This is a genomic window from Streptomyces sp. SID3212 (assembly GCF_009865405.1).
Classification (GTDB): domain Bacteria; phylum Actinomycetota; class Actinomycetes; order Streptomycetales; family Streptomycetaceae; genus Streptomyces.
In genome coordinates, this window is the sequence record NZ_WWJY01000405.1 from 1 (window position 1) to 12147 (window position 12147).

Below are 12147 nucleotides of genomic sequence, written 5' to 3' on the forward strand. Positions count from 1 at the left end.
GCTGACGGCTGACGGCTGACGGCTGACGGCTCCGGCGCCTGCCCCGTCAGCCGGTCGTGAGCTTCTGGCTGAAGAACCACTCGTGCCCTTCGAGGTCCTCCACCTTGCAGATCCGCGTGCCCTGCGGCGTGTCGGTGGGCGGGAAGACCAGCGTGGCACCGGCCGCCTCGGCCCGCTTGTACTGGGCGTCGACGTCCTCGACGTCCACCGACACCATCGCGCTGCGGTAGCCCGTGGTGCCCGGCGACTCGTAGCCGTCACCCGGCCCGGCCAGGTACACCGGATCACCGGCGCGCGTCAGCATCTCCGCGTGGAACACCGGGCCGTCCGGGTGGGCGAACCGCTGTTGTTCGGTGAACCCGAACGCCTCGGTCAGCCACTCCAGCGCACGCGCGACGTCCTCGTACTTCGTGTATGGGATAGCAGCCATGCCGAAAAGCGTAGGGAGCCCGTCGCACGCCGTCCGGCCAAAGTTGCGCATCCGCGGGCCCGTTCGCGACGGGCGCGCTCAGCCCGTCACGCGCCTCAGCCCACCACGAGTTCGAACGCGATCGACAGCCGGCCCCCGAACCGTTCACCGGTCGCCCGGAACAGCCCGGTGAGCGGCGCCCGTACGTCGACGGGCGCCCCGCCGCCCAGCTCCGCCAGGTAGGCGGCGTGCGCCTCCAGCGACGCGACGGCCCTGTCTACCGAGCCGGTGACGTCCACCGCGTGGGTCGGCTCGGGGGAGCCCACCATGGCGGCGTACCGCACACCGCCCCACGGCTCGCCCGCCTCCGGGAAGATCCACCGGTTGCCCGCGTCCCCCACCGCGTCGAGCAGCGCCCGGCCCGCGTGGCGGTGGTCCGGCGTGTTCCAGCGCCGGGTGTGCGTGGCATCCCGGTGGTTGTAGCCGACGACCAGCTCCGGCCGGTGCCGGCGGATCGCCGCCGTGATGTCCTGCCGCAGCGGCAGACCGTACTCCAGCGTGCCGTCCGGATGGTCCAGGAACTCCACCGTGTCCACCCCCACGATCCGCGCTCCGCGCCGCTGCTCCTCCTCCCGTACCGCCGCCGCCTTCGCCGGCTCCGTCCCGTCGATCCCCGCCTCGCCACGCGTGAGCAGCAGGTATCCCACCCGCTTGCCCGCCGACGTCCACGCGGCCACCGCGCCCGCACCGCCGAACTCCATGTCGTCGGGATGGGCGACCACACACAGCACCCGGTCGAAGTCGGCCGGCATCTCCTGAAGCTGGATAGTCATGGGGCGCAGATTCGCACGCCTCCGCGCGTCGCTCTGCTCCGAAGTGAGCGTGGCCCGGCGGTCGTGAGCGTGGCCTGGCGGTTCGTCCGGTTCCATGCTCAATGCTGCGCAGAGCGTGGACGTTTGAAGTGGATATCTTCCTGGCGCGCCCGGCCCAGCGCAGAAGGCGAACTAGGAGGAACCATGACGGACTCAAGGCCCACACTGTCGAGACGGACGCTGCTGCGGACAGCGACCGGCATCACGGTGGGCGCCGCGGGAGCGGTGCTACTGACCGCCTGCGGTTCGGACGACGACAAGACCCCCGCGGCGGACCGCAAACCCACCGGCGCGCCCAAGCGCGGCGGCAAGCTGCGCGCCGCCTTCATCGGGGGCAGCAACGAGACCGCCGACGTGCTCAAGGCCGCGAACACCCCCATCGACTACGTCCGGGCCCGCGCGATCTACGACGAGCTGTGCGTCCTGGACGCGGACGGCCGTACCGAGATGCAGCTCGCCGAGAGCCTGACGCCCAACGCGGACGGCACCGAGTGGACGCTGAAGGTACGCAGCGGCGTCACGTTCAGCGACGGCCGGAAGCTCACCATCGACGACGTGCTCTTCACGCTGCGCACGTACGTCAGCACCCAGGCCAACCAGGCCCCGCTGCTGGCGGACCTCGACCTCCCCAAGGCCCGGCGCAAGGATGAACTCACCGCCGTCCTGGTGATGAAGCGCCCCCACGGCTTCCTCGACCTGGTCTTCACCCAGGGCATCTTCATCGTCCCGGCGGGCACCAAGGACTTCGACAAGGTCCCGGGCAGCGGTCCGTTCATCCTCCAGCAGCACCGGGTCGGACAGGGCGCCACCCTCAAGCGCAACCCCAACTACTGGGGCAGCGCCGGGCCGTACCTGGACGAACTCGAACTCGTCTCCATCGCGGACGGCGCGGCCCGGCTCAACGCGCTCAAGGCGGGCCAGATCGACTACGCGGCGAGCATCTCGCTCGTGGCGGGCAAGAGCGAACGCGCCAACGCCGCCGTGCAGTTGATCATCCCGCCCAAGTGGGAGTGGCCCAACTTCGGCGCCATGCTCAAGCGCAGCCAGGACCCGTTCAAGGACGCCCGGGTGGCACAGGCGCTCAAGTACGCGGTCGACCGCGAGCAGATGGTCGAGCGCGTCACCCTCGGCTTCGGCGAGGTCGGCAACGACCTCTTCGGCAAGTTCCTGCCCTTCTACGCCGAGGATCTGCCGCAGCGTCAGTACGACCCCGACAAGGCCAGGAGTCTCCTCAAGGAGGCCGGCGTCGACAAGCTCTCGCTGACCATCAGGACCAGCGACTACGAGTACGGGCTTGCGGAGGGCGCCGCGGTGCTCGCCGAGCAGGCGAAGAAGGCCGGCATCTCCATCGGTCTCGACAAGGTGCCGGCCGGAGACTTCTTCGCCGACCCGAAGGTGTTCATCGGCGCCAAGTTCCAGTCCGCCAACCGCAAGCCCCGGCCGCTGCCGCTCGACGTGCTGTTCTTCTACGGTACGGACGCGCTGCTGCCCTTCACCGGCGTCGCGGGCCCGAAGATCGACGACCTGGTCACCAACGTCCGGTCCGCGGTCTCGGACGAGCAGCGCAGGAGCTCCATAGGCGACATCCAGCACTACCTCTACGAGGAGGGCGGCGACCTGGTCTGGGCGAAGGCGCCGGTCCTGGCCGCCGCCACCCCCAAGGTGCACGGCGTCAAATCGCTCGGCTACCCGACGTTCCCGAGCTTCCGAGACGCCTACCTGGCATGACCGACAACATACTCGAAGCCCCCGCGACTCCTGGCTCCGGCCAGGGGTCGCTGCGGTCTCTCCTGACCAGACGGCTCCTCACCGGCGTCCTGGTGCTGGCGGCCGTCTCCGCGATCGTCTTCGTCGCCACCGAGGCCGCGCCCGGCGACGCGGCCGCCGCCTCCCTCGGGCCCGACGCGGCCCCCGAGACCGTGGCCGCGCGCCGCGCCGAACTCGGCCTGGACCGGACCGCGTTGGTCCGGTACGGCGACTGGCTGCTCGCCGTCCTGCGCGGCGATCTGGGGACCTCGTACGTCTCCGGCACCCCGGTCTCCGACCTGGTCGCCGCCCGGGTCGGCAACTCGCTGGTCCTGGCCGGGGTGACCCTCGCCCTGCTGGTGCCGCTCGCCGTGGGCCTGGGCATCTGGGCCGGACTGCGCGCCGGCGGCCTGCCGGACCGGATGATCTCGGCGACCACCCTCACCCTGCTGTCGGTCCCGGAGTTCGTCACCGGCACGATCCTGGTCCTGGTGTTCGCCGTCCAGCTGGACCTGCTGCCGGCCGTGTCCCTGCTCCGCCCCGGCGAGGGGCTGCTGGGCAACCCCGACATCCTGGTCCTGCCGGTGGTCACCCTGCTGGTCGGCTGCCTGGCCCACAACGCTCGCCTGGTCAGGGCCGGAGTGGTCGAGGTGGCGACCGGCGACGCCGTCACCACCGCGCGTCTGAACGGCGTGCCGGAGCACCGGCTGATCCTGCGCTACGTCCTGCCCGCCGCCCTCCCGCCGGTGATCCCGCTCCTGGCGCGCTATCTGTCCCTGCTGGTCGGCGGGGCCCTCGTCGCCGAGACCCTGTTCGGCTTCCCGGGGATCGCCTCGGTACTGGTCCAGGCCTCCGCCGGCCGCGACGTGCCGACCGTCCAGGCCGTCGCCCTGCTGGTGGCGCTGGTGACCGTACTGGCGAACCTGCTCGGAGACGTGCTCGGCACGCTGCTCGACCCCCTGAGGAGGATTCCCCAGTGACCCTCGTCTCCCACCCGGTCACCGAACCGCCCGCGCCGGCCGGAGCGCCGCCCCGCGAGGCCCCGGCCCGCAGGCGGCCGGTCGCGGCGATCGTGTTCGGCCTGCTGGTGGCCCTGACCCTGTGCGGCCCGTGGCTCGCCCCCAAGGACCCCCGGGTCGGTGCCGGGATGCCGTACGCCCCGAGCAGCGCCGACACCCCGCTGGGCACCGACCACCTCGGCGCGGACGTGCTCAGCCGGGTGCTCTCGGGAGGCCGGACCCTCGTCCTGCTCTCCGTCGCGGTCCTGCTGGTCGCCTACCTCATCGGGGTGACGGCCGGCATGCTCGCCGCGTATCGCGGCGGCTTCGTGGCCACGCTGATCCTGCGCTGCGCCGACGTGCTGATGGGCCTGCCGCCGCTGGTGCTGATCGCGGTGATCGCCACCGGCACCGGGCCCGGCCTGCTCGGGGTCGCCGTCTCCGTGGTCGCGGTGATGCTGCCCGACATCACACGGATCGTACGGGCCACCACCACGCAGATCCTCGCCCACGACTATGTCGAAGTGGCCCTGGCCCGGGGCGAGTCGACAGCGGCGATCCTGGCCCGCGAAGTGCTGCCCAATCTGCTCAGGACCCTGGCCGCCGACGCCAGTGTGCGCTTCGCAGGTACGGCGTACGCGGTCGCGACCGCCGGATTCCTCGGCCTCGGCGCCCAACCCCCCACCCCCGACTGGGGGTTGATGATCATGGAGAACCAAGGTGGCCTGACCCTCCAGCCGATGGCCGTCCTGGCACCCGCCGCCCTCCTGCTCGCCCTGCTGCTGACGGTGGGCCGGCTCTCCGACAGCCTCGGCTTCGCCGCCCCGGCGCCCCGGCGCAAACGCGGCCCGGCGCGCACGGATGCCGTACCGACCGCCGCGTCGGCACCGGCCGCCCAGGCCGGGCCGAGGGTTCCGCTCGGGGGTGCGTCCGAGGAGGGGCCCAAGGAGGGATCCGAGGATGTGCCGGACACGGCCGCGACCGTACGAGGCCTGCGCCTGCGGGCCACCAGCACCGGTCTGGAGCCTGTCCGCGGCGTCGACCTCACCGTCCCCGCCGCGACGGTGGTCGCCCTGATCGGCGACTCGGGGAGCGGCAAGACCAGCACCGCGCTGGCCCTGCTCGGCCACACCAACCCGGGCCTGGAACGTACGTCCGGCACCACCCGGCTCTTCGGGACCGACCTGGAGGGCCTCGGCCGCCGCGACCTCGCACGCCTCCGCGCACGCACCGTCGCGTACGTCGCCCAGGACCCGCGCACCTCGCTGCCGGGCAACCTGAAGGTCGCCGACCAGATCGGGGAACAGCTGCGCGCCTTGGGCGTACCGGCCGGGGAACGGCTGGAGAAGGCCAGGTCCGCGCTGTGCCGCGTCGCCCTGCCCGACGACCCGGCGTTCCTGGCCCGCAAGCCGCACCAGTTGTCCGGCGGCCAGCTCCAGCGGCTGTCGATCGCGGTGGCCCTGGCCCGTGAGCCGAGGCTGCTGGTCCTCGACGAGCCGACCAGCGCACTCGACCCGCAGAACACCGCCCGGCTGGTGATGGAGGTGGTCGCCCTGTGCCGCAAGGCGGGCACCGCCGTCCTGCTCATCTCGCACGACCTCGATGCCGTCGCGCAGGCCGCGGACACGGTTGTCGTGATGAGCGGCGGCCGGGTCGTGCGCTCCGGCCCGCAACTCGACCGACTGAACAGAACAGACAAGCAGACCGATACGCACAAGCCGGCCGAGGCATCTGAGGCATCCGAGACGGACGACGGGGCGGATGACGCGCCGGACGACACCCTGAACAACGCCCTGGACAACGCGGCGCCGCTGTCGGTCGTGGGGCTCTGCGCCGAGCGGCCCGGCGCGGGCCGGATCTTCTCGGACGCGTCGCTGACCGTCCCGGCGGGGGGCCGCCTGTGCGTCGTGGGTACCTCGGGCAGCGGCAAGAGCACCCTGCTGAGGGCGATCACCGGCCTGGTGGTACCGACCGCCGGTGAGGTCCGGATGGCGGGCGAGGTGCTGGCGGGGCAGGTGGGCAGGAGGAGCCCGCTCCAGCGCAGGCTGCTGCAACTCGTCCCGCAGAATCCGTACGACTCGCTCAATCCCCGGCAGACCGTGGCCAGGATCGTCGGACGTCCGCTGCGCCAGTTCGGGCTCGTGCCCGCGGACCAGGTGGAGGCGGAGACGCTGACGCTGGTCGAGCAGGTCGGCCTCGGGGCCGAACACCTGAGCCGGCGGCCCGCCGCACTGTCCGGCGGTGAGCGTCAACGGGTGGCACTGGCAAGGGCGTTGGCTGCCCGCCCCGACGTGTTGCTGTGCGACGAGATCACCAGCGCCCTCGACCGGACGACCGCACTCTCGGTCCTCGCGCTGCTCGACGAGCTGTGCCGGGAGCTCGGAGTGGCGCTGATCGTGGTGACGCACGACCGGCTGGTGGTGGAGCGCATCGGGGGGAGGGTCGCGCAGGTGGCCGACGGACGGTTGCGGCATCTTCCCGCCGCCCGGGCGGTGTGACGATCCGGGAGCGGCCACCGTCCGGCGAGGCCGGCTCGGGGGTCGTTCCCGGTGTCGGAGTCCAGCGAGAACCGGAGACCAGATCTTCTCTTCGAAGAGCTGCCGCGAAGAGCTGCTACGCGACCGCACCGCTCAGACCGAGGCGCGCCTCGATGTACCCGGCCAGGTTTGCTTCGTTGCGGATGGTGATCCAGCCGTTGCTGGATTCCAGCAGCCCCGCCTCACGGAACCTCTTCAGGAAATACCCGACCCTGGACCTCGTGGTCCCCACCATCTCCGCCAGTTCTTCCTGGGTGAGGCGGGCGCCGATCTTCAACCCCCGTTGGTGCGTCTGCCCGAAACGGTGCGAGAGCTGGAGCAGACGGGCCGCCAACCGTAACTCGCTTTCCAGGGTGACTAAGTCGACAATCACCCGCTGGCGTTCCGAGAGGCGATTGGCCAGGTGCTCGGCGAATTCTTCGAGGAGGCCTCCCGCATTCAGCATTTCGAAGAATTTGCTGTACGGAATTCTGAGCAGCTCGGTGTCCGCCATCGCCACGGCGGTTTCGACGCGGCTGATCCGCGTCATGCAAAGTTCTCCAAAAATCTCGCCGGCGATGTAGAGATCGAGTAAACATCGCTTACCCGTGGACGTCACGATCACCGTCTTGACCTGGCCGGACTTCACCAGATAGAGGCTCCGGTCGTTCTCCGTGCAGTTGTATATGTGGCTGCCCCGGGGGATCGCAATGATCGGCAGCGTCTGCTGAATCGGCCGAAGCGACTCGACGATCCGGTCCGTGAACTTCATTTGTCCGATTGCTTGCGCGGTCAGGCTCATGATGATATAGGGGGATCGCGAGCATCGAATGCGGGACTAGAATGCCGGGACCCCCCGTCCCCCCTCCGGTCGTGACGATGCCCTATAATCATCCCTTAATGATAGGGTTGTCAATAGCTTTGGCAAGGCGAGGATCTGTCAACGGGCGGATAAAAATGAAACATCTCCGGTCGATTTTTGACATGCCAAAGAATTGCACGCGGAAATGGTTCGTGCCAATTTCCTGATCTTGATGTCGTGGTATCCACTGCGCATCCCGGGGATTGCGACACCCCTGTTCGGACTCTCGGTGGCCGGTGGAGTTCCGGACGACGCTCAGTGTGTTTTCTCGGTGCCGTCGCGGCGGGCGGCCCGACGGATGTGACGGCTGGGGCTGCCGATGCGGTTGGCGATGTGTATCGCGCCCGATGGTCTGCGCAGGCCGTCGGGCGCGACAACGCGGGAGGGGCCGACCAGCAGTGCTGGTCGGCCCCTCCCACGCCGGGCGTGCCCTTCTGGGCGCCCGCTGGTCAATCCCTGGGCGTCAGTGCTTGAAGGCGTCCTTCGCCTTCTCCTTCGCCTGCCGGAGGTCGCCCTTCGACTCCTCGGCGCGGCCCTCGGCGGTCATGCGCTCGTTGCCCACCGTGCGGCCGGCGACCTTCTTGACCTTGCCCTTGGCCTGCTCGACCTTCGCCTCGGTCTTCTCGTTGTCCTTCATCGTGCTCACGTCCTGCCGTGCTCGTCGAGTAACGCTGGACACCCTTCGCCTCGCCCATACGCCCCCGGTTAAACCTCCGAAACGCCCGCGCCGCTCTCCAGGGCACTCGTACGGCCGGCCCGGCCGGGAACCCGCGCACTCCGTGGGAGATCCGGGACGATCACGTGTCGTTCCGAGATCCGCCGGAGTCCACGTCACCGAGGGTCCACGCCTCGATGTCGCGGTAGTGGATCGGTCCGGGGCTCCGGCCGGTGTTGCTGCCGACCAGGTGCAGACGTTCGGCCGACCACCGGCGGCCGGTGAATCCGGCGAACGTCTCGGCGATCTCCCCGACCGAGGACTGATCCCCTCGACGCGCACGAGCCAAAGTCAGATGGGGACGCAGAGGCCGGTCCTCGAAGACGACACCGCACTCCTTGACGACGGTACGCACGTCGGTGGCGAGGGCGTGCAGTTCGTCGAGGTCGCCGTCCAGACCGCTCCACAACACCCGGTCGTCGAAGTTCCCACTGCCGCGCAGCGCCAGGCGGGGTGGCCGGTGGCGTGCCGCGACGCCGGCGAGAGGCCCACGCAGAAGCGGGACCGTCCCGGCCGGCAGTTCCCCCAGGAACGCCAGAGTGATGTGCCAGTCCTCGACGCGGTTCCACCGCATCTGAGGGTGCGTGTCGTACGCGGGGCGCAACCTCTGCCCGAGTTCCTCTTTCGCGTCGTCCGGCGGCGCGAGGGCGATGAATACGCGAATGGTCGCGGGCCGAGTCGGTTCGTTCACACCGCTCTTCGTACAGCATCCGGAGGGAGGGCGGACCGTACGGACCGAGTGGCCCCAGGTGCGGGGGAGGGGGGCTCAGCCCGCGTAGTCCCGGATGACATGCCGTGCCGTGCTCGCTCGCGCCGGCGCCAGCTCCGCCGCGATGGCCTGCGCGGCGGTGTCGTCACACGTCACACGCGCCCCGCGCGGTTCGGCCTCGGCCATGTGCCGCCGGCGCAGATGGGTGGGCGGATGCGTCGAGTCCGCGCTGTGGCCGCGCCGTTCACCGGCCCGGCGCAGCCGCTCGTACTCCTCGGGAGGGACGGCCCCGGTCTGCGCGGCAAGCCGCTCCCACAGTCCTTGTTCGGCGTCGCGGGGCCGCTGTCCCCCGATACCGGTGTGCGCGCGCACCGACTCCCGCCGCAGCTTGTCCCGGACGGTGTCGCTGACAAGGAGGAGATCCATCAGCTCGACGACGGCGGACGGGGAGGCGACCCGGCCGGCCGCCGCGTCGGCGAGGTATTCGGCGCGCTGGGAGGCCCGCAGCGTCAGATGGTCCAGGAGGACGAGGACGCCCAGTACCGCCGCGCGCAGCGTGAGCAGCATCACCGCCCCGATACGGGCCAGGAACCCGTGGGGGGCGTCCGGCGTCAGTACGTCCACCAGGAAGGCGAGCGTCCGCAGGGCCGTGCCGACGACCTTCGAATGGCGGGTGTCGCCGTGTGCGTAGTGACCGAGTTCGTGGCCGAGGAGCGCGACCCGCTGCGCGGGCGTGAGGATCTCCCACAGGCCGAGGCCGAGGTACAGCACACGGCGGCCTCTCACCCCGTACGTGCCGACGGAGGCGTTCGCGTCAGGCAGGACGACCACACGGTGGACACCTGTCGTGCCGACGACCGCCGCGACCTCGTCGACGAGAGCGAACAGACGGGGCGCGTCGTCCCGAGTCAGCACCGGTACTTCCTCGGGGAGGCGGCCGACCCTGGGCCGTACGGTCACCGCCAGCAGCAGGAACCCGATCCCCAGCATCGGCTGGACCACCGTGTCCCAACCCGCGACGATCAGTACAGCGCCCAGGGCCGTCAGCATCACGATGCCGGCGTGGACGGCCAGCGCGATGACGTACGCCAGGACACTGGAGGCGTCGCGGTGCGGGCGCAGGCTCTCGCCGCGAGCCATCTCGTCGGCGAGCCACCGGCCGTGGCGCCGGGCCAGGCGGCGACGCAGGGCATCGACACGCCCGGCCGCAGGCGCCGGCGCGCCGGGATCGACGTTCCAGTCGCACGTGGCACACCAGGTCACGAACCCACGATTCACCGGCATTCCGGCACCGCATTCCGGGCACGACTCCACTTGCTCCACGACGACACCGGGTGTTCCCACGATCCCCCACTCCCCGGCCGGGCTGTCGGCTCCGGCCCCCGTTCACCTGACCGCGCCCCGGGACACCGACCGTGTCAACCCGCGTTCGGTGGTTCGGTGATCTCACCATATGAGCTGCCCAGGGGGCCAACGGATTGCCCGGCCACCGCCTTCACATCCGACGCCGCAGGTCGAGGCGCCACTGTTTCCGGCCGACCTGCGCGCGGGCACCGGCTCGTCCCGCGCGGCGACAGCCCGCATGGCGGCTTCCGCCATGACCGGTGAACTCGCCGATGCCTGGGGACCGTTCGGGCGGTGACAGTGGCCTCCGTCAGTCCGTACGGCGGTGTCCACCCGGGGCGTCCGAGGTTCCGGAGTGGTCCCGCCACGACCGAGAGGCCCCCCAGTGCACCCGCTCTCCGACGCCCGTACCCCAGTCCGCCCCCGCCTCCGTCCCCGTCGTCCCGCCCGGTCCGGCCCGCGCACACTGTGGGCCGGCGGGATCACCGCCGCCGCGCTGATCGCCGCCCTGGTTCCCGGCACCGCCGGGGCCCAGGCCGCCGCCAACCCGTACGAGCGCGGTCCCGCGCCGTCCGTCTCCAGCATCGAGGCGGCCCGTGGTTCCTATTCGGTCTCGCAGACCTCCGTCTCCTCGCTGAGCGTCACCGGTTTCGGCGGCGGGACCGTCTACTACCCCACCAGCACCGCGGACGGCACGTTCGGAGCCGTCGTGATCTCGCCCGGCTTCACCGCCACCCAGTCGAGCATCTCGTGGCTCGGTCCCCGGCTCGCTTCCCAGGGTTTTGTCGTCTTCACGATCGACACCAACACCACCCTCGACCAGCCGGACAGCCGGGGACGCCAACTGCTCGCCGCACTCGACTATCTGACGGAGCGTTCGTCGGTACGCACCCGCATCGACTCCGCGCGTCTGGGAGTCATGGGGCACTCGATGGGCGGCGGCGGCACCCTGGAGGCCGCGAAGAGCCGGCCGTCCCTCCAGGCGGCCATCCCGCTGACCGGCTGGAACACCGACAAGTCCTGGCCCGAGGTCCGTACGCCCACCCTCATCATCGGGGCGGACGGGGACACCGTGGCGCCGGTGTCCTCGCACTCGGAACCGTTCTACACCTCGCTGCCCAGCTCGCTGGACAAGGCGTATCTGGAGCTCAACGGCGCCACGCACTTCACGCCGAACTCCTCCGACACCACCATCGCGAAGTACAGCATCTCGTGGCTGAAGCGGTTCATCGACGACGACACCCGGTACGAGCAGTTCCTCTGCCCGCTGCCGAGGCCGAGCCTGACCATCGAGGAGTACCGGGGCAACTGCCCGCACTCCTGACCCACCGTCCGCACCACTGACCCACCGACCGTTCGGCTGTGCCGGCGCACAGCGCGGCGCCGGCCCGGCTGGGTCGGCGCCCAAGACCCGCGCCACGGGCCGCACGCCCGTGGACGCGGGCCTTCCGGCCTCCGTTACGCACAAGTAACGTCACGGAGATGAACTCATCGACGACCGTGCGTAGTTCACGCCCGCTGTACGGCCGAAGCGGTGAACTCGCCATCCTGGACGCGCTGTTGAACCGCCTGAGGTCCGGTCACGGCGGCACGCTCGTACTGACCGCGCCACCGGGCCTCGGCCGCACCGCACTGCTCGACCACACCGCCGCCGTACACACGGACGGTACGGTCCTGCGCGCCGAGGCCGCGGCTACCGAACGGCTCCTGCCGTACAGCGGATTGCACGCACTTCTCTGCTCGGCGCCGAACGCGCCGCTACGGGCACCCGTGCCGCCTCCCCTCCCGCTCGCCGCCGGGGTACGGGCGGGGCCCGCCGGAACCGCCCTGCTCGGCCTTCTGACGGATCTCGGCGCCCGTGAACCCCTCCTCGTCCAGGTGGACGACGCCCACGCCTGGGATCCCGCGTCCCGCGCGGCGCTCGCCTTCGCGGCCCGCCGCCTGCCCGCCCGCGGCCGGGTCGCCGTCCTGCTCAC

11 protein-coding genes are annotated in these 12147 nt (G+C 70.8%); 5 read left to right on the top strand and 6 right to left on the bottom strand.

Features of this window, described 5'->3' with window-relative positions:
• Positions 1–46: 46 nt before the first annotated feature.
• Together GT042_RS12260 and GT042_RS12265 are read right to left on the bottom strand one after the other, a co-directional pair.
• Positions 47–430: a VOC family protein gene (locus GT042_RS12260; RefSeq protein WP_161308753.1), complete on the bottom strand. Its 384-nt coding sequence runs from the start codon at positions 428–430 to the stop codon at positions 47–49.
• A 95-nt stretch (positions 431–525) separates the two neighbouring features.
• Positions 526–1242 carry a PIG-L deacetylase family protein gene (locus GT042_RS12265; RefSeq protein ID WP_161308754.1) on the bottom strand — a complete coding sequence of 239 codons (717 nt, stop codon included), beginning with the start codon at positions 1240–1242 and terminating at the stop codon, positions 526–528.
• 183 nt (positions 1243–1425) lie between these two features.
• Between GT042_RS12265 and GT042_RS12270 the strand changes: the two genes are divergently transcribed.
• The 3 genes from GT042_RS12270 to GT042_RS12280 are packed head-to-tail and all read left to right on the top strand — an operon-like array spanning position 1426 to position 6523.
• The gene (locus GT042_RS12270) at positions 1426–3009 is read left to right on the top strand and encodes an ABC transporter substrate-binding protein (protein WP_161308755.1); all 1584 of its coding nucleotides are present in this window, start codon (positions 1426–1428) and stop codon (positions 3007–3009) included.
• Positions 3006–4007, top strand: coding sequence for an ABC transporter permease (locus GT042_RS12275; protein WP_161308756.1), 1002 nt, complete (start codon positions 3006–3008; stop codon positions 4005–4007). Before GT042_RS12270 ends, GT042_RS12275 begins: the two co-directional genes overlap by 4 nt.
• On the top strand, positions 4004–6523 hold the full coding sequence (locus GT042_RS12280) for an ATP-binding cassette domain-containing protein (RefSeq protein ID WP_161308757.1): 2520 nt from the start codon (positions 4004–4006) through the stop codon (positions 6521–6523). The genes GT042_RS12275 and GT042_RS12280 overlap by 4 nt, the downstream gene beginning before the upstream one ends.
• A gap of 115 nt (positions 6524–6638) precedes the next feature.
• On the opposite strand, the gene GT042_RS12285 is transcribed toward GT042_RS12280, so the two are convergent.
• The 4 genes from GT042_RS12285 to GT042_RS12300 form a co-directional block, all read right to left on the bottom strand.
• A complete protein-coding gene (locus tag GT042_RS12285; protein ID WP_161308758.1) occupies positions 6639–7343 on the bottom strand; it encodes a Crp/Fnr family transcriptional regulator in 705 nt (234 codons plus the stop codon).
• Positions 7344–7866: 523 nt separating this feature from the next.
• Entirely contained in the window at positions 7867–8040 is a 174-nt protein-coding gene (locus GT042_RS12290; protein WP_161308762.1) for a CsbD family protein, read from the bottom strand.
• Between the two features lie 160 nt (positions 8041–8200).
• Complete coding sequence (thpR, locus tag GT042_RS12295) at positions 8201–8809, bottom strand: RNA 2',3'-cyclic phosphodiesterase (protein WP_161308759.1); 609 nt, start codon at positions 8807–8809, stop codon at positions 8201–8203.
• 75 nt (positions 8810–8884) lie between these two features.
• Entirely contained in the window at positions 8885–10090 is a 1206-nt protein-coding gene (locus tag GT042_RS12300; RefSeq protein ID WP_345943750.1) for a M48 family metallopeptidase, read from the bottom strand.
• A 547-nt stretch (positions 10091–10637) separates the two neighbouring features.
• Between GT042_RS12300 and GT042_RS12305 the strand changes: the two genes are divergently transcribed.
• Positions 10638–11495, top strand: coding sequence for a dienelactone hydrolase family protein (locus GT042_RS12305; protein ID WP_202532683.1), 858 nt, complete (start codon positions 10638–10640; stop codon positions 11493–11495).
• 158 nt (positions 11496–11653) lie between these two features.
• The coding region (locus tag GT042_RS12310; RefSeq protein WP_202532682.1) for an ATP-binding protein at positions 11654–12147 on the top strand (494 nt) is incomplete at its 3' end.